Here is a 26,050-nt window from a genome sequence, read left to right as displayed (position 1 = left end):
AAGAGTGATAAAACAATGATCCACTTAGTTGCAGAAGTGAAAGCCTATCCAGACAGTAAGGATCAGGTGGTGAACTTGCTTGCTGGTTTACTAGAGCCAACTCGTCAAGAAGAAGGCTGTTGCCAATACGAGTTGTATCTTGACGAGAAAGTTGAAGGCTTATTTATGTTCCAAGAAATTTGGGCATCGCAAGAGGCCTTGGATAAGCATTTGCAAAGCCCGCACATGGCGACGTTTCTTGAAACATTGGAAGAGAACGATTGGGTTGAGTATACCCAGATTCGTCCTCTTCGATTTATCGCCTAATGACAGAAGGTTGCCAGCACGTTGGCGCGTTGTTGGCAGCATTTTTGTTGGATAAAGTCGCGGAAAGTCCGAATCGTTGGCGTCAGTAAGCGACGATCGGCGCACACCATGTAGAGTGGCACTGGGCCGCAATCCCACTCTGGTAGCACTCGCACCAATCTTCCCTCGATTAAGTCTCGGCTGATGTCCATCAACGATTTATTCGCAATGCCTTTGCCTTTGATCGCTAACCGATGTGGCAAGTCACTATCGTTGCTCATCAAGTTACCGCTGACCACGACTTGTTCTTTCTCGCCGTCACGCGTGAGCGTCCATTTGTTGTAGACCGAATCCGCGACCATGTAGCACAAGCAGTTGTGTTGCGTTAAATCGGCAGGAGAGGTGAGTTCTGGATGTGTGGCTACGTACTCTGGCGATGCACATAAGATCCGCTCGTTTGCCCCACACAATGCCAACACGACCAGATTGGAGTCGGCCGGCTCGCCGTAGCGAATCGCAATATCGACAGGCTTGGTGTACATATCCGTCAAGCTATCGGACAGCTCTAGTTTGATGGAAACATTTGGGTAGAGATCGATGAACTCATCCACCCAATCGAGCAACATATTGCGACCAAAATCGGAGGGCGCAGTAATGTGCAGTTGACCAGATAACTCACCACGCGCACTTGAGATCTGATCTAACCCCTCCTGCAATGTTGCCAACGCTTGCGTGGTTTTGTCTAAAAACAGTTCGCCCTCTGAGGTTAAACGCAGGCTTCGGGTGGAACGCACAAACAGCGGGAAACCGATTTGCCCTTCAAGACGCTTAATCGATGCGCTAATGGCGGCAGGTGTCATGTCCATGCTGTTGGCTGCTTTTGAAAAGCTGCCTTGGCGCGCGGTTTCGACAAAAATATTGAGGTCGTTGAGGGCTTTCATCGTGAAAGGGATGTTTGTGAAGTTTGAGCTACTATAGGGGAGATGAGCAAAGTAATTCAAGCTAAACGCTTTTGAAGGTGAAAACATTAGGTTAAGTGGTCACTTTGAGTTAGATTAGCCCGCCACTTACATCGTTACTGGATCAACAACATGAGCAACGAACAGCCGAATAACCCTCTGCATGGGTTGAGTTTAGAAAAAATCGTCACCCGACTAGTTGAACACTTTGGTTGGAATGGCTTGTATGAGCGCGTTCGAGTGAACTGTTTTAAGAAAGATCCGTCGATCAAATCTTCTCTGAAGTTTTTGCGTAAAACGCAATGGGCACGAGACAAAGTCGAAGCGCTGTATATCGAGACGTTTTGCTAAGCGTTACGCTTTCAGCTAAAAAATCCGAATCAAAAAAGGTGGCCATGAGCCACCTTTTTGTTTTCTTACTGTACTTGTTTCTTCGCTGACTTTTTACTGTCCGCTGCCGATTTATTCCAAATGATGCGTACTGCCAACCGTGCTTTCTAACTCAAGAATGGATTGGCGCACATGATCAGGAATGGCCGCTTTCTCGTTGTTTTTAAAATCGAACATCACGCCTGTCGCGGTTGAGACCGTCGTAATCTTGCCCCATTTTTTACTCAATACTTGATATTCCATAGTGATGCGATCTTCTTGCATGTCGATCACGCGCGAGCCGACCAGCAACGTGTCTGGGTAAGTGACAGGCAGTTTGTAGCGACATTGCGTCTCGCTGAGTACTGGCCCAATTTGCGAGGTTTGCAGGTCGACCAGCAGATTAATTTTGTTGAAGTAATCTAAACGCGCCGTCTCAAAGTAGCGGAAATAGACCACGTTATTGACGTGTTGCAGAGCATCCATTTCACCCCATGCGACTTTGATCTCTGTGATAACGGGAAAGTCCTTTAACAGTGTGTCCATTTTTAGTGCTCCTTTTTCATCTGCATTGCCACAAATTGCGACGCGACTTATCACTTTGAGCATTTATTCTAGATGTAATCATTTAATATGTAATAAAATTGTTTTTAAAATGTGAAATGAAATGGCAATCTTGTTATGTAAACTAGAAGCTTTACATAATCGAGTTGAAGGCGTAAGTTTAACTAAGAGTAACCAAATAGGAGGTGTCTCATGACTGAGCTGAAAGGTTTCAATCTAGCCAAGGTGGAAAAACGCATTGACTGGACTGGCGAGCTGTTCAGTTTAAGGGTCTCAGGCGCGCCTCTTACCTTTAAAGCCGGCCAGTTCACCAAGCTTGCTTTGCTAGATGATGAGGGCAAGCCGATCAGCCGTGCTTACTCTGTGGTTAATGCACCAAGCGAACAGTTCGATTGGTTGGAGTTCCTAATAGTAGCGGACCCTCAAGGACAACTTTCCCCAAGGCTTCAAAAGCTTAAATCTGGTGATAGTATTTATGTTGGTGAGACCGCACATGGTGACTTAATCCACGACTCTATTCCTAAACAGGCTCATGATCTGTGGCTGTTATCTACAGGTACAGGTATTGGACCGTTTTTATCGCTACTGGATGATATAAACTTACCACCTCATAATGAGCGAATTGTGCTTGTTCATGCGGTTCGCTACGAAAAAGATCTGGTCTACAAATATCTGATTGAGCAACTACAGCAACGATATGAAGGCAGATTAAAGTACATCCCGATAGTCAGTAGGGAAGTGGTGGATGGCCAGTTACAAGGTCGAATTCCCGAACTCATCGAATCGGGTAGACTGTCCAACGCTGCTGATGTGCCATTCTCTGCTCAAAGTAGTTTTATCATGATGTGTGGGAACCCGCAGATGATCAAAGATACCTTGCCAGTCTTACAAGATCTTGGGTTGGAAAAGTATCGTCCTAAAACAGGAGGCAATATCATCTATGAGCGTTACTGGTAGCGTTTGGTTAAATTGATATAACCATATTGAACACATGATGATCACCAATACCAAAGTCGCTCAAGCTTCCTAGCTTGTTCGATCAAAAAAGCCACATGAAGTGGCTTTTTTAATATCGATAGAGTTAATCAGACTTATTGTTGATTAACGTACGCTTTAAAGCGAGCTTTGGTTTCTGCGTCTGCTTTTTGGTACCAGAAGTGCAGCATCTCTTCTGCTGTCGAATCTGATTTAGCCGCAGTCGCTCTCGCTTGTTTCATATCTTCAGGAATCTTTGCTGGCAGTGTGACTGGTTGAGCAACGGCTGCACCAGCAACAGCGATAGCAGCAACGCCGCCTGTTTTGTTGTAGCTTTCCACTTCACGTACGTAATCACGACCGATTTGCATACCCGGTTTGATCAATTTGTCTTGCTCAACGGCGACGGTGTTGCCTGAATCATCAACCAGTTTCCAATCTAAGTCCTTGATCTTTTCTTCCGCATCGCGAAGGTTGCGGTATTCTGGCATTTGTAGCGTCAGCTCGGCATTGGCAGCGTCAAATCGTGTAACGATAACATCGCTTTCAACACTTAAACGGTCATTACCTTGGTTAAAGTAAGGGGCGAAGCGAAATACGACTTGGTTAACGCCATCAGGTAACGTTAGTGTTCTTTCCGAGGCGAAAAAACCACCCGAAAGGTCTGCTTTTTCACCGTTAGCCGCTAATACTGAAACGTTGTCAGGAACACTCACGGTTACATCTGCGAATGCCATGCCACTCATTGCGAGAGCAAGCGCACAAGTTAAAGGCTTGATCAATTTCATTGTTTTTATCCTAAGCAAATTAGTGGTCATCGAGAGTGCATCGTTCATTGCCCGATTGCAACTCCCAAGTGTAAGAAGTATGAAAATTTAACAAGAACGTCATTTTTATCGCATTTATTACGGGGAAACTGTGATCCAAATAGAATCAAACCGCTGCAATAGAGCGGTTTGATATCATAAGTTATAGATTAAATTTCTTTCTAACTTATTGATTTATTATATGCCAGCACCGTGTCCAGGCTCTGATTGGTCATCAGAAGCGTCTTGTTGTTCTGACATTTCTTCTTGCTGTTGTGCTTTCTCAATGCTCAACCACCAAACAAATAACTCATACCAAATCGCCAGGATAACAGCACCTAAGAACAGACCAACGATGCCGTAGAAAAGCATACCACCGATGGCACCGAGCAGAATCACAGGCATTGGTACGTCGACACCACGTCCCATTAACATTGGTTTGAACAGGTTTTCAGAAAGTGCTGCAACTACTACCCAGACAGTAAACATGGTTGCTGTCGTTGTATCTTGAGTCATGTACATGAAGCCAATCACTGGTAGTACAGCAAGCAGCGCTGGTAGCTGAGCGATACACAAGATCATCAGAATCAGAGTGAGCAAACCAGCTGCCGGAACGCCAAATACAAAGAAACCAGCGCCGATCAATAGGGCTTGAATCGCCGCCACACCGACTACGCCAAGCAGTACGCTTTTAATGGTTGCTGCGATAAGCGTGGTCCAGCTTTTAGCGTTTTCACCAGCGGTACGAATAGCGATGGTTCTTAGACCTGATGCTGCAGATTCAGAGTACGTCATAAAACCTGCTGCAATCGCAAGTGATAAGATTGAAAGCAGTAAACTTCCCAATACACCGCCAAGAGTGCCTAGCAAAGAAGTGAGCGCGGACTTTATTTGCGGCATAAAGGTTTGAATCGCTTGTTCAAGGTTAGTCGCGAATAGGGTCCACACCTCATAGAGCTTATCACCTACGACAGGCCAATCCGCAACGGAAGGTTTTGGACCTGGGATCTTCACTTGTCCGTTTTGCAATACTTCAAGCGCATGCGTTGCACCATCCACAATAGAACCTGACACCATAACAAGTGGTGTGACTAAGAGTGCAATACCAAGTAAAGCCATCGTCGTGGCTGCCAGCCCTCTGCGACCGCCATATGCACGCTCCAGCTTTTTTGTAAGTGGCATTAAAGCGACGGCTATAATTGCACCCCAAATAACGGGAAGAATGAAGGGTTTGATGATGTCGTACGTAAACATCAGCAAGACGAAGATCAAGCCAATGCGTATTGCTGATTCCACCATATTACTGATGAAAAGCTTACTGTCGATTTTTACCGATTGTTTATCCATTTTTGTTTACCTGATGATCAATGTTAGAACTGACGAGACTTGAAACAACAATCGCCATATAAAACACACCTGTAATGGCCTCTAAATACACCACGACTTGAGCCAATGGCGTTAGAGGGCTGATATCGCCATAACCAAGCGTGGTTAAGGTGACGAAACTAAAATACGCCGCATTAGAGAAATTCTGCCCCCAAGAAATGGCTTCCATCCCAGTGAATGAGGTTGGCGAGAACTCTAGAAGAATGAGATAGGCAATTGCCCACATCAGACCAAGCAGTAAGAAAAGCGCGACTGAGCCAATGACTTTGTTGCTATTGACGTGGCCAGTGAAAAGAATCTGCCTTGCGATGGATTTAAAAGTGCCGAAAAAGAATGCGAAGGTGAGGGCAAGCATCACTACATTCATCTCTCGGATGTTGAAAACGGTCTTGATAACAATCACAAGAACCCAAACGCCAAACAGGGTATAGAGGAAACGAGACCACATTTTGTCGAAGCGAAGGCTGGCAAAACAGACAATGAACGTGAGAACCGTGAACGCCTGCAGTATGTGTTCAATCGTACCTTCACCTACCACTTGTGCCATTGCACTCCCTAGCAACAAAATCACCAGCGCTAAAGTTAGATAGAAGAAGTTGTTTTCTTCATTAATGTTTTTGAGTTTTTTACCAATGACCATGGTTCTTCTCACTTAGTTATTGTTCATTTTCTGCCGATGAATCTTTCATCACCATGATGGACGCAGAAAGCCCGAATCGAAGATCAACATCTTCTGGAAGTTCTTGGATTGAGATTCGCACCGGAATACGTTGTGCTAGGCGAATCCACTGAAATACAGGGTTCACGTTTGGAAGAAGGTTGTAGCCGACCGTGCCGTCTTTCGGCGCAATACCCCAACCGATAGAGTCAACCGTTGCGTCAATTGGCGTGTCTGGGTGAGACATCAAAGTGACACGTGCTTGGCTACCCGGTTCGATTTGCGCGAGTTGGTTTTCACGGAAGAAACCAAACACCCAGAAACTGTTCTTGTCGATCAGCGCCAGCAGTGGCTGGTTTGCGACCGCTTGCGTACCGTTTCGAATATCGAGGTTAGACACAAAACCATCGACGGTCGCATAAACTTTGGTAAAGCTGAGGTTAAGGCGCGCTGATTTTAATTGCTCTTCTGCAGATTTGATTTGCAGTAGCGATTCTTCGTAAGCGATTTCACGACGAATCAGATCCTTGTGAGAAACCGCGCCGCGGTCTTTGGCGCGAATATCTTTAAGGCGGTCGTATTCGATTTTTTTACCGCGAGAGCTAACAATGGCGCGTTCTAGTGCCACTTCGGCTTGAGACAAAGCAACTTCGTAAGTCGCAGGGTCGATTTCAAACAGTAAATCGCCTGTTTTCACTTCTTGGTTGTCTTGCACCGCGACATTTACAATTGGGCCTGATACACGAGGAGCTACTTTGATGACGTTGGCGCGCACTTGGCCGTCGCGTGTCCAAGGGTTATTAAAATACTCTTCAAATTTTTGATAGCCGAGCCAAGCTGCGCCACCAAGAATGACAAGATTGAGTGCGATTACGAATAGTTTTTTCATCTTGTTTGGCACCTAAAATTGAATATAAAAGCTGTCGATGGCCACCACATAACCGACCATGATGGCAATAAACGTCAGAGACGGAAAAGCGATGAAGCGAGACAAACGTGTCTTGTTCAATATCATCACCGTTATCCACGTTGCCGTGACGGCGAGAAAGAGCACCAGTAACGTGGGAGAAAAGTAAATGTCTCCCCAAGAGAGTTCATGAGGCATTAGAGATCCTCCGTTTTGTTCTTATCGCCGTTTTCCGTCGGTGTTTCGATAGGCAAAGGTGGCAACGTGCGGTTTTCTTCATCCAGATAACCGTCCCAATCGGTACGATCTTGCATCTGCTTGGCGATGGATTCTTCAAGGAATGGTTTCCCCGTTTGTGCCTGCCAGCCGCCGCCCAACGCTTTGTACAGCGCGATTACTTGGTTCGCGACATTGCCTTTAATTTGCGCGTAACTGTCTTCCGCGCGGGTCATTTTTTCGACTGAGTTGAGCAGTCGCTCAAAAGAAATTTGGCCGTTTTCGTACTGCGTCATGGAGATGTTGAACGCACGAATGGAAGAGTTGACCGATTGCAAACGTAAATCTTTTTGCTGCAAATACAGGTCATACGCTTCGATCGCATTGGTCACTTCGTTCACGGCTTGCAGCACTTTTTTGTTGTAGTTGGTCAGCGTTTCTTGGAAACGAGCATCTTCGAAACGAATGTTATTTTTCACGCGTCCGTATTGGAAAATGTTCCAACTGAACGTTGGGCCAACCACCATGGTGAGCGAATCGCTAAAACTGAAGCTGCTGCCATCGGGAACCGTACTGTCGATACCGATGGAACCGAACAACGAAAAGCTTGGGTACAGAGCCGTTTCCGCCACGCCAATCTGCGCACTTTGCGTGCGAGCTTGCATCTCAGAGACTTGCAAATCCGGACGTCGCATCACTAAGTTTGCGTCCACTTGGGTATCCAACAGAGGTGGACGCGGCACAATGGAGCGCTCGTCGGTGCCCGATAACGCCGATTTTCTGCCTGTCGATTTGAACTGTTTTTCGTAGTCAGCAATTTGCTTATGCATTCCATCTGATTGCAGCAGCTCGTCTACTTCTTCCGGTAATGCACCTAGCAATAACGCCAACGCGGTACGTGATTGTTTCATCGCGACTTCGAGACTCGGTAATGCCGCTTTGGTAGTATAGAGTTGGTTTTTCGCCTGTTGAACGTCCAATTCTGTAACGTTGCCAGAGTCGAACTGAACCTGTGTAATGCGGACGACACGCTCTTGAATTTCGATGTTGCGACGAGACAGCAAAATGCGCTCTTGGAACGTGCGATAGTTAATGTAGTTACGCGCCACTTCTGCGGTGATGGTGACCATGATGTCGTGATACGAAGCGATGGATGCGTAATAACCCGCTTCTGCTGATTCGATGCCACGAGCGTATTTGCCCCAAATATCCATTTCCCACGTCGCATCAAACGACAGAGCGGAGTTGTTTACACCCTGATCATTCACGTAGGCACGCGCTAGATTTCCTGACACGGTTTGAACTTGCGGGTATTGCAAGCCAGTCGAAATGCCAAGTAATGAACGCGCTTGAACAATGCGCAGCCCCGCGGCTTCTATGTCTAGGTTTTGCTCATTCGCCAACTCGACTAATTGATTGAGCGTCGGGTCGTTAAACTGCTGCCACCACTGTTGTAATTGTTGCTCGGATTGCTGCGTATCTTTGGCTGCTTTTTGCACCGACCAGTCACTTGGCAGTGGCGCCTGCTTTGGATGAACATAATCTGGTCCTACAGTGGTACACGCACTGAGCCCGAGCAGAGAAAGTATGGCGAGGCTTGGTTTAGTTAGTTTTGGAAGCATCATATCCCCACCTTTAAAAACGCTTCTGTTGTAAGTTCACCCAATCGATATCCTCGTAGGTTTGCTTGCAATGCTTGATTGCTTCGAACACGTTCCGTTTTAAATTCAGCAAGATATAAAAACCGGCTATCTCTGAATAAGCGTAGTCAGATAAATCTAACTCACTAAAAAAATCTTCCAGTTTATCTTCGAATGATTGGTAATCCTGACTGTATTGGTCGAATACGGAATCGAGTTCTTGTGTTGCTTGGTGGCTGGCTAAAGCGCCCGCCATCAAAGGAATGATGGAATCGCGGTGTTGTTGGCGAAGCTGAGTGATCAGCGGATTGGTCATCAATTTTTTCTCGGCGGCCATTAAGATGTTGATGTGATTACTGAGTACATCACACGCTTTGCTAAACGCGCCAATCGCTTCTGGCGTGGTTTTGTCAAAGTGTTTGTGGTTGATTTTCGAACCCCACACCTTGAGCTTTTTCGATGAGACGTTGAGCGTCACCAAATGCAAGGCCCGTTTGAGCGGCGTAATAATCGAGCTAGACTGCTTCTGATAGGAGTCAAACAGATCCCGAGTGTGCCTAAAATAGCGCTCTTTTATGGTCAAAAAGAGGTGTTCTGGTCGTGAGCTAAACGGGAAGTAGTGCGCGAAAATGATCATGAACACCACCATGTAGAACAGCAGCATGATCGTCATGAGGATTCCGAAGTGATAGAACATGTTGTTGTCTAAACCGAGAACAAACAAGCCCACCATGTAGAAAATCGTCACTGGCCCGTTAAACAGATAAAAGCCGATAAAGGTGTAGATAAAGATGAACAGACCAAGTTCTAACCCGAGATCCAATTGCGGAAGAATGAAGACGTAAGAAGGCACCGCGAACAAGAAGCCGAAAGTGAACAGCACAAGCAACAAAATCGGGTGCACAGGCACGAACGACAGCAAAGACATAAACATGGTCGAGAAGACTACGAACGAGTAGCCGCCTGGTGGATTGAAATAAATCCAAATCAGTCCTGCAACCCAATAAGTGACAAAGGTTTTGACCGCGGTTTTAAAGTTTTCTGCGTCCCACCATAGAAACTTGCCTTTCGGTTTCGGCAGTGGCACGTCAAAGGAGACATTGTTCGTCACAGAGTCAATGCAGCTAATGCTCTCCGCTAAACGCGACAAGTTTTGATGCATGAGCCCCAAGAGGTGCCCCAGCATAAGCGCAGAGCCTTTCTCTAGGTGCGCCGCGTCTTCAAGCAACGCCTGGTTGTATTCGACTTTGAACTCTTGAGCACGAAAAGCGGGCTCTTTTTCGTCCCAGACTTGTTGGCAGGTATCAAATAGCGCGTCAATTTCCGCAACGGCTTGATCAAAGTTGCTGATGCTTTCACGGTCTTGCTGGTGGCTAAAGTGGCTATGCGCCGCGACGGTCAATTGTTGCGTTACTTGCTTGTTCAAATGAACCGCCAAGCGCCACTCTTTCATGTAGGCCGACACGTCGCTGCATTCCACACTGACTGTGGCAAAACGCTGTTCGAGCGCATTTTGGGCGGCAAACATCTGTTCGATAAGAGAATCCACGCTAGGTTGTGGCTCTTCAGCTTCTGGATTTTCGACTCCCTCTTCTTGAGGAGAAACTTGCCCTGCCGATTTTTGCTCGAAATTTTGCAAGACAGCGGTGAACAGCGCGCGTTGTGCTTGGTTGAGTTGTTCGATGAGTTGTCTTAGGTTTTGTTCTGTTTTGGTCGGGAATAAGAAAGTCCCCACGAGTGTGTAAACCACCACCCCAAACACCGTCATATAAGCGCGGTCAACGCCATAAAGAAACGCACCTTCTGCGTCACCGCCATTGGACATCATCAGCGTCATGACGCCGGTCAGCATGAGTAGCGTTGGATCTTTTTGGTAGGCATTACGGAAGTAAAAAATGAAAGAGACCACAACCGACACGCTCAGCATGTACAGCAAGCGGTCTTGAGCAAATAATCCCACCAGTAACAAGCCAACGACGGCGCCAACCAACGTACCGAACACACGTAAGGTACCTTTGGCGAGGGATTCACGACGACTGCCTGTGGATGCAATCAGCATCACTGTGGTTGCGGCCGTCGATGCTTGCGGCCAACCCATGGCAAACGGGATTAGATAAGCCAGAGTCAGGCTAAGCGATACTTTAATAGCGAATTTTATTTTGTCGTTCATAGTGTCAAAGTTTGCTCAGGCTTATCGTTATAAGTTGATGAATTTCTTATGTGAATAATCAGAATCTTGTTCTGAATAAATTCGGGGGGCGGAATATAGCGGGTGAAAAAGTGTGCTTTGTAAACCCTTCGTCAAAACACAAAGTGCGTATTTGGCTCGATCTCGCGCTAGCCCTTGGCGTTATTGACGAAACGCCTAAAACGAGCAAAATCGCGATCTGTGACGATTCTCACTTTTGAAACAAAATCGTCGTGTTGTGTGAGCCAATTCTCACCTTATACCCTTCGCCTGATACTAAAGCGGGCCGCTCGTACCATCTGCAATGAGCTTTGCTGCTTTAAAAAGCATAGATGATGAATGGGTATTTGAGAGGGAAAGTTATTACTTTTTATCGGCTTGCCGGTTGTTTGCTTGTTTTTTTGGATCGAGATAAAAAAACCAAAGCGATACCACCAAGAATGATGCCACTGGTTAAAAGTGTATGCAGTGAAAGAGACTCGTGGAGTACGACGGTACCTAACAGCAAAGCAATGGCTGGCACGGAAAGTTGGCTGACGGCGGCTTGAAGTAAAGAGAGCTTAAGCATGACTTGATACCAAAGCGTATACCCAAGGCCAGATGCAATGGCGCCAGACGTGATAGCGAGCAAGATTCCGCTCAAAGAGAGATAGATTGAGGACAGCATCAACGGTGATAGGAGTATGCCAATTATAGATGCAGCGATAAACCCCCATGTGATGCCACTACTTGGAGAAGGCGCTTGTTTGCCGAGCGCAGTAAACGCAGCCCAACAAACGCCAGAAATCAACATGAGAAGTGCAGAACTGATGTCGGGGCGAGTGGCAGATGGCAACATTAACCAAACAAAGCCAGCAATCGAAAGGCCGATACCGATGATTTCGAGAAACTGAAAGCGCTCACCTTGCCACCAATAGATGGCCAGTAACGTCAGTTGCACGGCACCAAACAAAAGCAAAGCACCGGTTCCTGTCGCCAGTTGTAAGTACGCGAAAGAGAAAAGGGCAGCGTAACCAAATAACGCCACGCCAGCAAAAAAGCGAAAGCGAGAAGTTGGCCGATCGGTTTTCCACTGACCTCTCACGACAAGCAAAGCGATTAAGGTAATCGCGCCAGATATCAATCGAACGAGAGTGAAGCTTCCTGCATCAATCAACCCTTCGGCCAATGCAAGTCGGCACAATAATGAATTGGCAGCGAACGCCAGCATCGTAATAGCAGTGAGTAAAAAGGTCGACATCCTTGGCCCTTAACGCAGAAATATGGATTGAGTGTAGCGTCAAACGACCTTTTTCATTAGTTGATAAAGTGATTACTTATAGCTGTCAGAGCGAGAAAATCATCAAAAATCACCAGAGAAAACCTGACCTTAGCCTAAGTGTTACTGTGGTAGGGATGGTTGTTCGTACAATGACTTGATGGTGTTTTTCAACCATAGCAATTTGGGATTGTACGCATTGCGTTTATGCCAAATCATGGTAAATGGAATCAGTAACTTGTCTTGTTGAGTTTGGTCTAACGGAATTGGCAAGCACACCAAATCGAGATGCAGCTTTTCTGTGTAGCTTTTGCAATAGTGCGGCGCGGTGGTGATCATGTCATGCGTGGGCTGCGCTGCCATAAAAAGGGATTGCTCAAAGTTGGACATCGTCAGCCCGATAGAGCGCTGTAGCCCTAGTTCCGTTAACACTTCATCCAACGCCCAAGTTTCACTTTTTTCCCAAACAATATTGATGTGTTGGTAGCTCAGAAAGGTCTCGAGATTCCACTCTTGCTGTAATGCCGGATGATCTTTATGTAAATACACCATCGGCAGGTCATAAAATAGAATCTCAAAATCCAAGAAATACGGCAGAAGATCCAACGACTCTTTCGATCTAGGGTGACTTTCTCGGCCGGTAAAACCGATATCCGCCTCGCCTCGAATGATGGCGTCGAGTGAATCGTAATCCCAGTTACTGGTTTTTACTTTCGCTTCAGGGTATCGCTGGTGGATAGCGATGATGAGTCTGTCCAGCACCGTGAGCACTAATGGCGACTCAATCGTGATATCAAAACGCACTCCTTTAGGCGTAATATCGCTGCGTTTTTCTGCAATCTGGCTGCCAATTTGCAGCCATTCTGCAAGATCTTGCTCCATGCTTTGTGCCAAAGGCGTTGGCGCAAGACCTTTAGGTGTTTTGACAAACAAAGGATCATCGAACCAATGACGAAGTTTGTTGAGCGACTTACTTACGGTAGAGGGCGTAACGTTCAGCTTTTTCGAGGCTCTCGAGACGCTTTGCTCTTGCAGCAATAATTGCAGAGTGAACAGTAAGTTTAAATCAAGTCGCGCTAGGGATTTCTTCATAATGGGTATCGTGAACAGGCTTTGGAATCAATAGTATTAGAGCAAGGCTGATTACGCTACCTAACACTAAGATAAACACCAACATATTCAGAGCACTAACGCCGATGAAACCCATAAACCAAATATAGAACGCGGAACTACAAACTTGAGCAATGCCCAGTAACGAGCTTGCCACGCCAGCTTGTTGAGAGAATGGGCTGAGCGCTTGGCTCATGGCCACGCCAAAGCCACAAGCGAAGCCAGCGCAAATCAGCCCAAGTCCGAATACATAGTAAAGAGATTGTCCATCATGGAAATGGGCAGCACTGAGTACTATGGCTGCACAAGCGAGCAATACTTGAGAGGTGATCATTAAGGTTCGCTGCTTAAAAATCCCCAATGCCAATGGCGCCGAGAACGAAATCAACATGCTGATCGTCGCAGTCCCAGCCATGATGGAAGAATAGCCACCGCGATCAAAACCAAGCATGCTCATCACGACAATTGGTGAAGCGTTAACAAAGGTCAGAATGGTGGTCACTCCAAGTGCAGTAATGATCAGCCTACTGATAAAAAATCGCTCGAAGAAAGTCTCTTGATGGCTCTCTGGCGCTGTCTGTTCTTCACGTTGTTGGCTGGGTAGTGATTCCTTGAGAACAAAAATGGCCAATACACTGACGAGAATGCCCATTCCTGCCATTGTGGTAAACAAACTCGGCCAAGGAAATTTCAGCATAATCAAGTGACCAATCACGGGTGCGATCACTGGGATGATACAGGTGATGCCATTGAGCATCGACAATACTTTCGCGCGGCGCTCATCGTCTAACGTGTCGCGTAAAATCGCGAACGCGACGACATAGCAAGATCCAGCTCCGATGCCTTGGCAAAAGCGAGCAATCAAGAAAGCGTTTGGTTGCTCAGCCATCCCGCCGAGAAAAGACGCGAGCACGAAGATCATCGCGCCGACGACGGCAACAGGCTTTCGTCCCACAGAGTCTGCAATTTTCCCCGCGAATAACATGGTGGTAGCCATGCCCGCTAAATAGATCGAAAACGCAATATGCAACTGAGATTCACTGGCGTTGAGATCTGACGCAATTTGAGGCAAACCAACAAGATACAAATCAATGGCAGTAGGGTAGAGTAAAACGAGTGCAAAACTACAAAGTAAAAAACGGGACATGGAAACCTCTCTATCGAATGGCGAGGATAATAGAGTGCTAAACGTTTGCCTGCGAGTGGGAAATACGACACTAGGTATTTCTATTTACGACATACCCTGTATGAATTGAGCATAAAAACAACAAGGAAGATTATGATTACTATTGAAAAGTATTCGCCTGAGCGACATGAACAAACTTGCGAACTTAGCGTGCTAGAAGAGCAATCGCAGTTTACGGTCGCGGATGTGGGTGAAATGCTTACACGTCTTAAACCTACAGAACTTCCGCATCTGATTTTGGCAGACGATGACGTTGTTGGTTTTTTTCTGTTCGATGCTGCTTACAGCGAGAAATACGATTTTTGCCCGAAAAACAGCTTAGGCGTACGTGCTTTGCTGGTGGATCACCGTCATCAAGGCAAAGGCATCGCCAAGCAAGCCATTCAACAGTTTGCCGATTTCGCCAAACGCCATTATCCCGAGTTTGATGCGCTTTATCTCACCGTGAATTGCCGCAACATACCTGCTTATCAGTGCTATTTAAAATCAGGGTTTGAAGATACCAATGAGCTTTACCACGGCGGCCCCGTTGGACCGCAGCACATCATGATGCAGCCGCTTTAACTAGAAAAATACCAAGGATGGAAAGATGAGAATTGAAATCGACAATTTAGAACGGCCGCAGGTGATTGCGTTGTTGGAAGAGCATTTACAGGACATGTACGCGACATCGCCACCAGAGAGCGTGCATGCGTTAGATGTAAGCAAGTTGAAGTTGCCTTCAATCACGTTTTGGACGGGCTGGGATGGTGATCAGCTATTGGGATGTGTGGCAATGAGCCAACTAGAAGGTGGTCACGCAGAGTTGAAATCGATGCGTACGACACCATTGGCGAGAAAACAGGGCGTGGCATCCCGCTTACTCAATCACGTGATTGAGCAAGCGAAACATCAGGGGATACAACGTTTAAGTTTGGAAACTGGGTCGATGGCATTTTTTGAACCCGCGCATCGCCTATATGAAAAACATGGCTTCGCGTACTGCGAGCCGTTTGGTGACTATCAACCTGATCCAAACAGCCGCTTTATGACCCTAGCGTTGTAGCCCGTCGCGACTAAAAGTTAAAGTAGTAATTAGCTCCTGGCGAGATGAGTGATGCACGCTCACGCGCCAGTTGTTTTCTTCTCTCTCTAATACGCTTCGCGTTGTCTTTATCTAAGTTTGCATCCAATTGATGATCAAGGCGTGATATCTCCGCATCTAATGCGTTAATGCGTTGTTGACGCTGATATTCTTGATGGCCTAACTGATAGTTTTTAAGGAAAAGATCGTTAGAGCAAACGCCATAGTAGGTTTTTCCTTCTACACCCACCGTGTAACCATTGTCTGGCGAACAGTAAAGAATGGTGCCTTTATCAAAACCGTCTTGCCACTCAACGTGATTTGGCGTTACGCCTGCTTCGCGACAGTCTTTAATGTATTCGTACAAAATGTTTGGGTTGTTGCCTGAGCGGCCATCTTGGTAGCCGACGCGATACCAATCTGCGGTTTGGCATTGTTCTGGCGACATGCTGCTACAACCAGAAAGTAATGCAAACATGGCAAAGAGAAGCGCAATGCGTTTCATGAAGTGGATTCCTTGTTACTGCGTTAGGTTCGCTGATTATAAATGAACAGTGTTCATTTCCAATAGATAAAATTAATAATTACCGACTTATTGATGCGTTGTGCTTGTGAGTTTGTCGGTTTGAAGCAAAATTTTTTGCTTGTGGAACGAGCGTTTTTCGTCAGTAGTGATGTTACGAATAGAGTAGTTTGCGTGAAGGTAGAGGCGAGATTAGTGAGGTGGGAATCTCTTCGTAAGCCGTACCTATAAACAGTTGCCTGCGCGAATGTTACTTTTTCTCAGAGATTCCCATATCAAAAGCCCCTCGATCGAGGAGGAACGGGATTTTCGATAATTTTATGCTTAACTTTCAAATGAAAGTTTGTTGCCAAACGCGGATTTCCAGTCTTTATCAAATTGATCGACAGCCGGCTGAACTGCTGGATGAGAAAATATCTGCGCGGCCACATCGACAGGCAAGGTGATCGCTTCAATGCCCAACTTCATCACTTCCATCGCTTGTTGGGTATTTTTAAAACTCGCTGCCAAAATTTTTGCAGGCAGTTGGTTTTGATCCAGTAGCAATTGCAGGTCTGCGACCACTTCTACACCGTTTCCGTTCATCGCATCAATACGGTTCACATAAGGCGCAAGATAGTCAGCGCCGCACAATGCCGCAAGGAAACCTTGCTGAGCAGAGTAAATAGCAGTGGCGAGCACTTGAATTCCCTCTTTTTTCATCAACTTAATTGCCGCTAAGCCCGTTTCGGTTGCTGGCACTTTGACGACCATATCATAGGGTAATTCATGGATTTGGCGTGCTTCTTCCACCATGCCTTCTACAGTAGTACTCACCACTTGAGCATGGAAACGGGGTGTTCCCCCTAACGCTTCTTGCATGCCAGCTAAGGTTTGGTTCAAGCCTTGTTTTGATTTCGCCAAAATACTTGGATTTGTGGTTACCCCTTTCAGAGGTAGGCATTGGTTAAAGCGTTTTACTTCTGCCACGTCAGCAGTATCTAAATAGAGTTCGATCATGGGTTCTACCTTATACAAAATCTTCGTTTTGATGATGGGCTCACTATAGATCTGACAATCCGCTGATATCTTGATTTTGATCAATTGAAATTTCAATTGAAACTATAATAATTTCATAAAACGAAAGTTAAGTGGCAATATTTCATTATCAAATGAAGCTTTCAGCAAAAGAAAAGCGTGAAAAGTAGAAGAGCAAACCAAGAGGCGGACAGCAATGTATTTCAATATTCAGAGGTTCTCGACCCACGATGGTGATGGTATTCGCACCATTCTGTTTCTGAAGGGATGCAGTCTGTCCTGTCCTTGGTGCCAAAATCCAGAAAGCCGCAGTGAAAAGCACTCTCTGCTGTTTGATGAGCGCAGTTGTATGGCGGACTGCCAGCTTTGTATATCGGCTTATAAACAAACCGTAAACGGCAATATGGCGAGCGATGGTATCCGACGCATTGACGATCAAATCATCATCAATCGAAAAGCTATGAGCGAAGCGCAGATCATTGCGCTGCGAAACGTATGTCCAACACAAGCGCTCAGCATATGTGGAGAAGAGGCGAAATCGGACGACCTGTTTGAAGTGTTGATGAAAGACAAGCCTTTTTACGATCAAAGCCAAGGTGGCGTGACGTTTTCTGGTGGCGAGCCGCTGATGCAGCCAAATCTTGTGGCAGAACTTGCCGAACGTTTGCATCAAAACCATGTGTCTACGGCGGTGGAGTCGTGCATGCATGTTCCGTGGAAAAACGTAGAAAAAGTTGCGCCGTATATCGATTGCTGGTTAGCGGATCTTAAACACACCGACGAAGAAAAGTTTCTCTGCTGGGCGAAGGGATCGTTAAAACGCATCAAAGACAATTTTAGAAAATTGGCACCGATTGCCAAACGCATTGTGATTCGTGTGCCGGTTGTGCCGGGCTTCAATGACACCATTGATGAGCTCAAAGCGATCATTGATTTCGCAGCTTCATTAGAAAGCTGTCAAGAACTTCACTTGCTGCCGTATCACACCCTCGGCATCAATAAATACCGTTTGCTCGATATGCCTTACGAGTGTTCTGACAAACCATTAAATAATCCAGAACTGCTAGAAAACGCAATGCAATACGCAAGCGAACATACTCAACTTAACGTGATTGTTAGAGGTTAACCATGGACCTACATACCCTTCCAGAGCGAATCAAAGCCCACAAATCGGCACTGGTCAACATCGTAACGCCGCCTATCTGTACTGAGCGCGCAGAGGCTTATACTCGAGCGTATCAGGCAAATGAAGACAAACCTGTGATTGTGCAACGAGCACTGGCGTTACAAGAGCACTTACGCACTCGTACCATTTGGATTAAACACGACGAGCTGATTGTCGGTAACCAAGCGAGCAAAGTACGCGCTGCGCCAATCTTCCCTGAATACACGGTGCGTTGGATTGAAGCGGAAATCGACGAACTGGCCGACCGACCTGGGGCTGGTTTTGCGGTAAGTGAAGAAGACAAACAAAGCATTCACGCCATTACGCCATACTGGCGCGGTAAAACGGTTCAAGATCGCTGCTATGGACTTTTTACCGACGAGCAACAAGAGATCCTAGCCAGCACTATCATTAAAGCCGAGGGCAACATGACTTCGGGCGACGCGCACCTTGCAGTGGATAACGAAAAAATCCTGAAGATCGGTATGAACGGTCTGTTGGATGAGGTTCGCCAGCATCGCGCTAATAACGACGTGTCGACGTATGAAGGGTTAAAGAAAGAGCAGTTTTATAAGTCCGTCGAAATTGTCTTGCTTGCGATTCAGGAGCACATGGTGAGTTACGCCGATCTCGCTCTGGAAATGGCACAAAACGAAACTCGACCAGAGAGGAAAGCAGAACTGGAGACAATCGCAGAAAACTGTCGTTATGTGGCTTTCCATGCGCCAACCAACTTCTGGCAAGCTCTGCAACTGAGCTATTTTGTGCAGTTGATGCTGCAAATAGAATCGAATGGCCACTCTGTTTCATTCGGTCGGATGGACCAGTTCCTAAACGACTACTACGTGCGTGATCTTGAAAGTGGCACGATGAACAAAGCGTTCGCCCTTGAGTTATTGCAAAGCTGTTGGTTGAAATTGCTTGAAGTAAACAAGATTCGCTCTGGTGCGCACTCAAAAGCGTCGGCAGGTTCTCCGTTGTATCAAAACGTCTGTATCGGTGGACAAAAGCTGAATGAGAATGGAGAACCTGAAGACGCCGTAAATCCGCTATCTTGGGCGATTTTAGAGTCTTGTGGTCAGCTACGTTCCACGCAACCGAACTTGAGTGTTCGCTATCATGAAGGTCTGAATCAAGAGTTCTTGATGGGCTGTATTGAAGTGATCAAATGTGGATTCGGTATGCCTGCATTTAACAACGATGAAATCGTCATTCCAGAATTCATCAAGCTTGGCGTTGAGAAAGAAGACGCTTACAACTATGCGTCTATTGGCTGTATTGAAACCGCTGTTCCAGGCAAATGGGGTTACCGTTGCACGGGCATGAGCTTCATTAACTTTGCGCGTATTTTACTGGCTGCGCTTAACGAAGGTGTGGATGCAACGACGGGCAAAGCCTTCTTGCCGCATGATAAGTCGTTGGCAAAAGGCAACTTCGAGAGCTTTGAGCAAGTCACCGCTTCTTGGGCGAAGCAAATTCGCTACTACACACGTAAATCGATAGAGATCGATACCGTAGTCGACAGTGTGCTTGAGCAGCAAGCGCAAGATATTTTCTGCTCATCGCTGGTGGATGACTGTTTGGCGCGTGGTAAAACAGTAAAAGAGGGCGGAGCGAAATACGATTGGGTATCTGGCCTGCAAGTGGGTATCGCCAATTTGGGTAACAGTTTGGCTGCGATCAAACATTTGGTGTTTGAAGAAGCACAAATCAGCCAAACGGAACTGGCAAAAGCATTAGAAGAAGACTTCGATGGTATTGAGAACGAACAACTTCGCCAACGCTTAATCAACTTCGCGCCAAAATACGGCAATGACGACGATTATGTCGACCAATTGCTGGCTGATGCTTACCAAGTTTATATCGATGAGTTGGCGCAATTTGTCAACACACGTCATGGGCGCGGACCAATTGGTGGTGGCTACTACGCGGGAACATCGAGCATCTCTGCCAACGTGCCATTTGGCGCATCCACGATGGCAACACCAGATGGTCGAAAAGCGAAAACGCCACTGGCGGAAGGCGCAAGTCCAGCATCGGGCTCTGACCGTTTGGGACCAACGGCGGTGTACAACTCTGTCGGTAAAATTCAAGCCAATAAAATCTTGGGTGGTGTGCTGCTTAACCAGAAGTTAAGCCCAGCGGCTGTCGCTTCAGAAGGGGATAAGCTCAAGCTATCGATGCTGATTCGTACCTTCTTTAATCACCACAAAGGTTGGCACGTGCAGTACAACATCGTCTCTCGTGAAACCTTGCTGGCAGCGAAGAAGAACCCTGAGCAATATCGTGACCTTGTCGTACGAGTTGCGGGCTATTCAGCCTTCTTTACCGCGCTGTCACCAGACGCGCAGGATGACATCATCGCTCGTACCGAACACGAGTTGTGATGGCCTCAACCCCTGTTAATGCAAAAGGCACCGATAGGTGCCTTTTTGTTTACTCTTCAATGGTTATGTCACTAGAACCGGGAAGCTGCGACACAAAACTGGAGCCCATGAGCTTAGAGGGTGTGTATACACCAGCTTCAGGCTTTGTATGTAGCAGGTGTTCTACAATCGCCAGAGATCCCGTTACGGTTAAGCTGTAGCCATTGGCCGTTTGTACTCGTGCTGTTTTGCTTTGTCCGAGTTTGTTGCTTGCTTTACCCCACACATATGTGGGTAATTGGTTTCTTTGCTCCTCATTCGGCCCTTTTACGGTTCTTTCAATACGGCTTTTTATGAGACTTTGTACCCAGGTTATGCCGAGAAGGGGGCGAGCCCAATTCGCTCGTTTAGCGTTTTTTATCATGTTTGGCGATCCGGGAATAAAAACATCAATATTCTCAATCCCCGTGGTGTAATAGGCGGTTGAAACATCGCCCCACGGAATGGTCATCGCAAGTTTTTCGCCGTCACCAAAATCAATGTTGCGAACTTTATACGCTAGCGGAACGGTGGTGATTTTTCCGTTAAGCCGCACTTTACCGCCTTGAGCCAAACCTTCGACAGACGTTTTCGCCGTGCCCGGAGAAAAACCAGAGCGAGAGTCAAAACCGAGAGACAAATGTGTTGCATCTGGTAGCGCAGCTTTCAATGTGGCTGCAATACAATCCGTTGGAATAACATCAAAACCAACACCGGAGCACAATACGACACCAGCTTCGTTTGCTTGTGATTGCAGCGTTTGTGCAAACTCAAATACAGAGATCTCACCTGTAATATCGAGATAATGTGCGCCAGCTTCTAGGCTCGCTTTCATCATCGGTTTTGCCGTCGAAGAAAAGGGCCCTGCGCAGTTTAATACCAGTGAGGAACCCGAAATATGTTGGACCGCGCTGCTTTTATCCTCAAGAGAAAAAGCAAGACTTTGCAGCCCTAGTTCAGCCGCTAGGCTTTGTACTTTCTCTAAACTTCTACCTGCAAGGATTGGGTGGTGACCCCGTTTTACGGCCTCTCTCGCAATCAGCTCGCCTGTATAACCATTGGCTCCGTATATGATCCAACGATCTGGGGATGATGCCGGTGTGTTATCTTTCATCAAAAAGCTCCTATCAATGCCTGCTTAAAGAGGTTTCTGGTCATTGGCTTTTTCTTGTTGAATTGTGGTCAAGCCTTGTTCGAATGTGGTGATTTGAAAATCTGGAAAACGAGTCTGAAACTTATCCGAAACAAAAAGGTTGTCAGATTCGTAGCGAGGCAAAAGCTCGGCTGCATCTCGAATGGTTTGATTAAATCGCACAGCTAGCCACAATTGCCAGCGCTTGATGACTTTGTATTTCGGTTGAACGTTAAAAACCTTTGCTGCAACAGCGATAAACTCCCGATACGTCAGTCGACGATCATCGCAAGGCAAATGCCAAGTTTGTCCGTAAGCATCGGGCGTATTCCCAATTAGCGCCATCGCTCGGCTTGCGTCTGGCGTATAAATTAAGCTGCGTTTGGTGTCATCACGTAAAAACACTTTTGCGCTCTTTTTGTTAAGTAGATTATCGATAATGGCGGAATTAGTGATGCTTTGCGTTTTCCCCGGGCCGTAAAACTCCGGAGCGCGACAGATAACGGCTTCGATTTCTCCTTTATTCATCGATTCTAGCAGCATGTCAGTAATGACCGCACGAATTCGACCTTTTTCTCCATTGGGCTGAAATGGTGCATCTTCTTGTTGAGGTGTATCCGTTTGCGGGTACATGTAGGTATTATCAAAGTAAACAAGCTTTGCTTGATGAGTTTTACATGCGGCGATGACATTACGCATCATTGTTGGCCACTGTTCCACCCACAGTTGAGTATCCATTGGTAGCCCTGCAGTAAGGTAAACGATACTAGAACCTTTTACGGCATCTGATGTTTGTTTCGCGTCGAGCAAGTCCGCTTTTACCAGTTGATCCGTCTCGTTGACTCGATGTGGATTGCGGCTCACCAATCGGATGTCGCTCGTAAAGTCTCGTTTTAGGCTTAATGCCAGCTCACGGCCAATTTGCCCACTTGCACCTAATATCGTTTGCATTCACCAATCTCCCGCTGTGTTGCTTTGATATTCATCCTAACGTTAAAGTTAGGTTTAAGGTCAACCCGCATTTTGAAGATAAATTGGATTGATTTTTTATTGAGTATAGAAACAAGGAGATGGCACACCTGAGCTAAGGGCGAATGGTTTTTACAGACTCAATTTAGTGGCTGGCAGGGGAATTGGCGAATCTTTAACCCAACATCAAGAGTAAAGCTTCGCTTGTTAACATTGCTTTGATTTGGTGACGGTCTTATTTTTTATTTGAGGGATTTTCTTTGGTCAGAATCGTTTGACCAAGTTGAGACATGACGCGTTTTGCATTCATTGCACAGTCCATGTCATCTGGCTTAGCTTCAATCTCTTTAAGTACTTCTTTTAACTTGCTTTTACTCTGCGCGATTTTTCGCTCAAGCTCGTCGAGCTCTTGGACTTTTTGCTGCAAGGTTGTCAATAACTGATGATGATCCCAGTTAGAAAGGTCGGATGGCAGTAACGCACTTAGTTCATCCAAACTGAATCCAGCTTGCTGACCCGTTGTGATCATGTCCAGAATCATTAATGCTTCTTGCGGATACTCACGATACCCGTTGGCTTTACGGGTCACGGTTTTTAGCAGTCCGATGCGCTCGTAAAATCGAATACGCGAGGGAGCAAGGCCCGTTTTTTGCGCCAGTTCGCCAATTTTCATATCAAGCGTGTCTCATTAGGTGGATAAAATAACCTTACCATTTCTGAACATTCTTGCCAGTTTGGAGCTCGGTCGATTCGTTGCTTGCTTTCTTACAGTTGCGGTTACAGTTTGCGCAAAATTTCCACGCATTTCTTTGTGACGTCGTCGTACTCTTTTGTCATGTAAGCGGTAGTGATGGCGCCTTCTTTCATGATGCAAATGGCATCAAGTAATGATGTGTTGTCTGATTTGAGATAGCGTTGAATTAGCTCTCGAACCTGTTGTTTATGGTGGCGGCAATACGTTGCAATCTCGCCGCTGTCGTCACTGAATTCGGCGGACGTGTTGATGAAAAAACAGCCGCGAAACTCGCCCAACTTTTCCTCAGAACCATGAAACCAGCCGTTTAGCGCGGTAAACAGCTGGTCGATCACGTCTGTGCTCGATAGTGCTGATGACAGTTTCTCCTCTAGCCACGCTATGAAGATTTGGTGGCGTTGTTCTAGTGCGGCAAGGATGAGCGCTTCTTTGCTTTCAAAATGGCTGTACAGCGTGCGTTTAGCCACGCCAGATACTTTAAGGACTTCATTGATGCCAATGGAGTTGATGCCCTGTTTGTAAAACAGCGACAACGCGGTATCGATCAATAACTGTTTCTTTTTGTTCATAACTACGTCCTCAAAAAGTTCTACAAACACATATTGACAAAGGTAGACAGGTTTGTCTATTTTAATTTGTAGACAATTCGGTCTACTTTGAGGTGTTTATGAATAATTTAATTTTATCGTTGGTCGCGGGGCTTGGTGCGACATTGGCTATTGGTGTGTTGTCTTACGCCGAGGTGTCTCTTACTGAGGTGGTACTTCTCATGGCGCCATTTGGTGCTACGGCGGTGTTGGTGTTTGGGGTGCCTAGCAGCCCTCTCGCTCAACCAAAAAATGTGATCATTGGTCACTTCATTACGGCATCTATCGGTATTGCGTTTAGCCAATACGTTGAGATCACGCCAATCACGCTCGCGATTGCGACTGGGTTAGGAGTGTCAGCAATGCTGATTACGAAGACAACGCATCCACCTGCGGGCGCAAATCCTATCTTGATCATGGCCTCTGGGCAGGGGTGGAGCTTTTTGTTCACGCCAGTACTGATCGGCGCGGTGGTGATTGTGCTGGTTGGTAAGGCGTTGCAGTTACTACAGAGTCAGTACTTAACCCCTCGTTTGAACGGTCAAAAGACCTAATTGGGATGCAAGTAAGGCCGCATTAGGGGATGACCTCTTTTGCGGCTTTTTCTTTTCGTGGAGGCTTAAAAATAAAATCTGATTCTCTCTTGTTATTCAGTCGTATACATAAAGATGTTAGTTAAATTGGTATACCACTATGAATAAAATTCACCCCAAGAAGCTATTGCACAGCAAATGGACGGCGACGTCACCTAAAAATAAAGAGAAGCACTTTGTCGTAACAGAAATGGAGCTGGATGAAGAAGGCAATGTTGTGAAATGTGTCATTGAGGCGGTTATGAGTAAACGTGAGCAAGAGATGAACTGGCAAGAGCTGAAAGACCCAGAGCTATGGCGGCAAGGATGGAAGTAATGCACTTTGTTGAATTTTTTCCTAGGTTTGAAATCGAAAGATGGTACTTAGCTGATAGGCAACGGTCTGTGTATCTGCTACGTTGAGTTTGTTCGCTATCAACTAAAAAGGAATGACTATGATCGATTTCGACAATTCATCAGTGTTTAAGCTTAAACCCATTGAGGTATCAAAAGTTAGGGAAGATTTTCACAAGTTTCTTATTGATGGCGAGTCGGTATTTGCGGGCTTTAAAACGGTTCGCGACCAAGTGGTGTTCACCAACAAGCGAGTGATTGCGGCGAATGTGCAAGGGATTACGGGCTCAAAAGTGGATTACACGTCGCTGCCTTATAGCAAGATCAATGCATTTTCTATCGAGACGTCTGGTACTTTTGACTTAGATTGTGAAATTGAGTTCTTCATGAGTGAGGTGGGAAGAGTACGTTTTGAAATTAAAGGTTCGTTTGATCTGATTTCTTTCAACCGTATGGTTAGTGAGTATGTACTAGCGTAAGGGAATAGAAATGAGAGCTTCATTGAGAGACAAAATAATAGAGGTCTGTGACAAAAAGATCGAAAGCAAAGGTGAGCAGGTTGGGCTCTCATTTTATGCGTTTTTCGCCAACAAAAATGATGATCCTGAACAGTTGATGGAGGCGGCTACGTGGTGGATTCAGACCCATCGGCTCGACCACTTCGAAAAAGCAGTAAAAATCAAATCAATGGTGGAGTCTGGTATCTAAATTAAAAAAAAGAAATAAAGAAAGCAGACAAATGCCAACAACGTCGCGGATAAAACAGGGTAGATAATATAAGAGTCCTGTTTATTGGTTCTTTGAAAGCACAGAGAAACGAGTAAGACGTTGTAGACGACGAGCAGCATACTGATCATGGTCCCACTGTTAAGCGTTAAACTGGACAGCTGAGTTAAGAAAAACGCCAATAAAAGGTAGTCGAAGACAATTAACCATAAAAAGGCTTTCTTCAACAGATCGCGTTTTTTGTTTTCGGAAGGTGTTATGTGCATATAGAACTCA

General features: G+C 46.1%; 30 protein-coding genes. 11 read left to right on the top strand and 19 right to left on the bottom strand.

Features of this window, described 5'->3' with window-relative positions:
• Positions 1–15: 15 nt before the first annotated feature.
• Entirely contained in the window at positions 16–306 is a 291-nt protein-coding gene (locus L3V27_RS06740) for a putative quinol monooxygenase (protein ID WP_005480132.1), read from the top strand.
• On the opposite strand, the gene L3V27_RS06735 is transcribed toward L3V27_RS06740, so the two are convergent.
• Positions 303–1,226 carry a LysR family transcriptional regulator gene (locus tag L3V27_RS06735; RefSeq protein WP_020838235.1) on the bottom strand — a complete coding sequence of 308 codons (924 nt, stop codon included), beginning with the start codon at positions 1,224–1,226 and terminating at the stop codon, positions 303–305. The genes L3V27_RS06740 and L3V27_RS06735 overlap by 4 nt on opposite strands.
• A gap of 150 nt (positions 1,227–1,376) precedes the next feature.
• Between L3V27_RS06735 and L3V27_RS06730 the strand changes: the two genes are divergently transcribed.
• Positions 1,377–1,595 carry a VF530 family DNA-binding protein gene (locus L3V27_RS06730; protein ID WP_005396617.1) on the top strand — a complete coding sequence of 73 codons (219 nt, stop codon included), beginning with the start codon at positions 1,377–1,379 and terminating at the stop codon, positions 1,593–1,595.
• A gap of 111 nt (positions 1,596–1,706) precedes the next feature.
• Here the strand turns inward: L3V27_RS06730 and L3V27_RS06725 are convergent, their stop codons facing one another.
• Positions 1,707–2,159, bottom strand: coding sequence for a thioesterase family protein (locus tag L3V27_RS06725; protein WP_005480116.1), 453 nt, complete (start codon positions 2,157–2,159; stop codon positions 1,707–1,709).
• Between the two features lie 210 nt (positions 2,160–2,369).
• Here L3V27_RS06725 and L3V27_RS06720 point away from each other — a divergent pair, with 210 nt between their 5' ends.
• Positions 2,370–3,134 carry a ferredoxin--NADP reductase gene (locus tag L3V27_RS06720; protein WP_237311378.1) on the top strand — a complete coding sequence of 255 codons (765 nt, stop codon included), beginning with the start codon at positions 2,370–2,372 and terminating at the stop codon, positions 3,132–3,134.
• Between the two features lie 134 nt (positions 3,135–3,268).
• Here the strand turns inward: L3V27_RS06720 and L3V27_RS06715 are convergent, their stop codons facing one another.
• The 10 genes from L3V27_RS06715 to L3V27_RS06670 form a co-directional block, all read right to left on the bottom strand.
• Positions 3,269–3,940: a DUF2057 domain-containing protein gene (locus L3V27_RS06715; protein ID WP_237311376.1), complete on the bottom strand. Its 672-nt coding sequence runs from the start codon at positions 3,938–3,940 to the stop codon at positions 3,269–3,271.
• 216 nt (positions 3,941–4,156) lie between these two features.
• Positions 4,157–5,305, bottom strand: coding sequence for an AI-2E family transporter (locus tag L3V27_RS06710; protein WP_237311375.1), 1,149 nt, complete (start codon positions 5,303–5,305; stop codon positions 4,157–4,159).
• Positions 5,298–5,984: a potassium channel family protein gene (locus L3V27_RS06705; RefSeq protein WP_005396612.1), complete on the bottom strand. Its 687-nt coding sequence runs from the start codon at positions 5,982–5,984 to the stop codon at positions 5,298–5,300. The genes L3V27_RS06710 and L3V27_RS06705 overlap by 8 nt, the downstream gene beginning before the upstream one ends.
• 16 nt (positions 5,985–6,000) lie before the next feature.
• Positions 6,001–6,891, bottom strand: a complete 891-nt coding sequence (locus L3V27_RS06700; RefSeq protein ID WP_006740779.1) for an HlyD family secretion protein — start codon at positions 6,889–6,891, stop codon at positions 6,001–6,003.
• A gap of 12 nt (positions 6,892–6,903) precedes the next feature.
• A complete protein-coding gene (locus L3V27_RS06695; RefSeq protein ID WP_005462724.1) occupies positions 6,904–7,107 on the bottom strand; it encodes a DUF1656 domain-containing protein in 204 nt (67 codons plus the stop codon).
• The gene (locus L3V27_RS06690) at positions 7,107–8,750 is read right to left on the bottom strand and encodes a TolC family protein (protein ID WP_237311374.1); all 1,644 of its coding nucleotides are present in this window, start codon (positions 8,748–8,750) and stop codon (positions 7,107–7,109) included. The genes L3V27_RS06695 and L3V27_RS06690 overlap by 1 nt, the downstream gene beginning before the upstream one ends.
• A gap of 10 nt (positions 8,751–8,760) precedes the next feature.
• On the bottom strand, positions 8,761–10,935 hold the full coding sequence (locus L3V27_RS06685; RefSeq protein WP_237311373.1) for an FUSC family protein: 2,175 nt from the start codon (positions 10,933–10,935) through the stop codon (positions 8,761–8,763).
• A 388-nt stretch (positions 10,936–11,323) separates the two neighbouring features.
• The gene (locus L3V27_RS06680; RefSeq protein ID WP_237311372.1) at positions 11,324–12,193 is read right to left on the bottom strand and encodes a DMT family transporter; all 870 of its coding nucleotides are present in this window, start codon (positions 12,191–12,193) and stop codon (positions 11,324–11,326) included.
• Between the two features lie 141 nt (positions 12,194–12,334).
• Positions 12,335–13,303, bottom strand: coding sequence for an HTH-type transcriptional regulator YidZ (yidZ, locus tag L3V27_RS06675; protein ID WP_237311371.1), 969 nt, complete (start codon positions 13,301–13,303; stop codon positions 12,335–12,337).
• Positions 13,278–14,468 carry an MFS transporter gene (locus L3V27_RS06670; protein WP_069513936.1) on the bottom strand — a complete coding sequence of 397 codons (1,191 nt, stop codon included), beginning with the start codon at positions 14,466–14,468 and terminating at the stop codon, positions 13,278–13,280. The genes yidZ and L3V27_RS06670 overlap by 26 nt, the downstream gene beginning before the upstream one ends.
• Before the next feature lie 132 nt (positions 14,469–14,600).
• Here L3V27_RS06670 and L3V27_RS06665 point away from each other — a divergent pair, with 132 nt between their 5' ends.
• Positions 14,601–15,071: a GNAT family N-acetyltransferase gene (locus L3V27_RS06665; protein WP_237311370.1), complete on the top strand. Its 471-nt coding sequence runs from the start codon at positions 14,601–14,603 to the stop codon at positions 15,069–15,071.
• Positions 15,072–15,096: 25 nt separating this feature from the next.
• On the top strand, positions 15,097–15,552 hold the full coding sequence (locus L3V27_RS06660) for a GNAT family N-acetyltransferase (protein ID WP_237311369.1): 456 nt from the start codon (positions 15,097–15,099) through the stop codon (positions 15,550–15,552).
• Positions 15,553–15,562: 10 nt separating this feature from the next.
• Here the strand turns inward: L3V27_RS06660 and L3V27_RS06655 are convergent, their stop codons facing one another.
• Both L3V27_RS06655 and L3V27_RS06650 read right to left on the bottom strand, forming a co-directional pair.
• Positions 15,563–16,075, bottom strand: a complete 513-nt coding sequence (locus L3V27_RS06655; protein WP_005484189.1) for a DUF2799 domain-containing protein — start codon at positions 16,073–16,075, stop codon at positions 15,563–15,565.
• Positions 16,076–16,417: 342 nt separating this feature from the next.
• Complete coding sequence (locus L3V27_RS06650) at positions 16,418–17,092, bottom strand: fructose-6-phosphate aldolase (RefSeq protein WP_237311368.1); 675 nt, start codon at positions 17,090–17,092, stop codon at positions 16,418–16,420.
• Between the two features lie 214 nt (positions 17,093–17,306).
• On the opposite strand from L3V27_RS06650, the gene L3V27_RS06645 reads away from it, so the two are divergent.
• Both L3V27_RS06645 and L3V27_RS06640 read left to right on the top strand, forming a co-directional pair.
• Positions 17,307–18,236, top strand: coding sequence for a glycyl-radical enzyme activating protein (locus L3V27_RS06645; protein ID WP_237311366.1), 930 nt, complete (start codon positions 17,307–17,309; stop codon positions 18,234–18,236).
• Between the two features lie 2 nt (positions 18,237–18,238).
• Positions 18,239–20,662, top strand: coding sequence for a formate C-acetyltransferase/glycerol dehydratase family glycyl radical enzyme (locus L3V27_RS06640; RefSeq protein ID WP_237311364.1), 2,424 nt, complete (start codon positions 18,239–18,241; stop codon positions 20,660–20,662).
• 49 nt (positions 20,663–20,711) lie between these two features.
• Here the strand turns inward: L3V27_RS06640 and L3V27_RS06635 are convergent, their stop codons facing one another.
• The 4 genes from L3V27_RS06635 to L3V27_RS06620 all read right to left on the bottom strand — a co-directional run bounded on the left by L3V27_RS06635 (position 20,712) and on the right by L3V27_RS06620 (position 24,104).
• Positions 20,712–21,794 carry a saccharopine dehydrogenase NADP-binding domain-containing protein gene (locus L3V27_RS06635; protein ID WP_237311363.1) on the bottom strand — a complete coding sequence of 361 codons (1,083 nt, stop codon included), beginning with the start codon at positions 21,792–21,794 and terminating at the stop codon, positions 20,712–20,714.
• 24 nt (positions 21,795–21,818) lie between these two features.
• Positions 21,819–22,763: an SDR family oxidoreductase gene (locus L3V27_RS06630; protein ID WP_237311361.1), complete on the bottom strand. Its 945-nt coding sequence runs from the start codon at positions 22,761–22,763 to the stop codon at positions 21,819–21,821.
• 253 nt (positions 22,764–23,016) lie between these two features.
• On the bottom strand, positions 23,017–23,454 hold the full coding sequence (locus L3V27_RS06625) for a MerR family DNA-binding transcriptional regulator (protein WP_006741992.1): 438 nt from the start codon (positions 23,452–23,454) through the stop codon (positions 23,017–23,019).
• A gap of 104 nt (positions 23,455–23,558) precedes the next feature.
• The gene (locus tag L3V27_RS06620) at positions 23,559–24,104 is read right to left on the bottom strand and encodes a TetR/AcrR family transcriptional regulator (protein WP_237311359.1); all 546 of its coding nucleotides are present in this window, start codon (positions 24,102–24,104) and stop codon (positions 23,559–23,561) included.
• 98 nt (positions 24,105–24,202) lie between these two features.
• On the opposite strand from L3V27_RS06620, the gene L3V27_RS06615 reads away from it, so the two are divergent.
• The 4 genes from L3V27_RS06615 to L3V27_RS06600 all read left to right on the top strand — a co-directional run bounded on the left by L3V27_RS06615 (position 24,203) and on the right by L3V27_RS06600 (position 25,756).
• Positions 24,203–24,676, top strand: coding sequence for an HPP family protein (locus tag L3V27_RS06615; RefSeq protein ID WP_006741990.1), 474 nt, complete (start codon positions 24,203–24,205; stop codon positions 24,674–24,676).
• A 139-nt stretch (positions 24,677–24,815) separates the two neighbouring features.
• Positions 24,816–25,031 carry a TIGR02450 family Trp-rich protein gene (locus tag L3V27_RS06610; protein ID WP_005396585.1) on the top strand — a complete coding sequence of 72 codons (216 nt, stop codon included), beginning with the start codon at positions 24,816–24,818 and terminating at the stop codon, positions 25,029–25,031.
• A gap of 118 nt (positions 25,032–25,149) precedes the next feature.
• Positions 25,150–25,527, top strand: coding sequence for a PH domain-containing protein (locus L3V27_RS06605; protein ID WP_005396583.1), 378 nt, complete (start codon positions 25,150–25,152; stop codon positions 25,525–25,527).
• Positions 25,528–25,537: 10 nt separating this feature from the next.
• Positions 25,538–25,756 carry a DUF6500 family protein gene (locus L3V27_RS06600; protein ID WP_054866829.1) on the top strand — a complete coding sequence of 73 codons (219 nt, stop codon included), beginning with the start codon at positions 25,538–25,540 and terminating at the stop codon, positions 25,754–25,756.
• On the opposite strand, the gene L3V27_RS06595 is transcribed toward L3V27_RS06600, so the two are convergent.
• On the bottom strand, positions 25,753–26,040 hold the full coding sequence (locus L3V27_RS06595; RefSeq protein ID WP_031780567.1) for a hypothetical protein: 288 nt from the start codon (positions 26,038–26,040) through the stop codon (positions 25,753–25,755). The two genes, L3V27_RS06600 and L3V27_RS06595, sit on opposite strands and share 4 nt — an antisense overlap.
• Between the last annotated feature and the right edge of the window lie 10 nt (positions 26,041–26,050).

This window comes from Vibrio sp. J2-3(2022), from assembly GCF_021725735.1.
Lineage (GTDB): Bacteria > Pseudomonadota > Gammaproteobacteria > Enterobacterales > Vibrionaceae > Vibrio > Vibrio diabolicus.
Note: the sequence above shows the minus strand (reverse complement) of the source record. Positions and strands in the feature narration are given on the sequence as shown.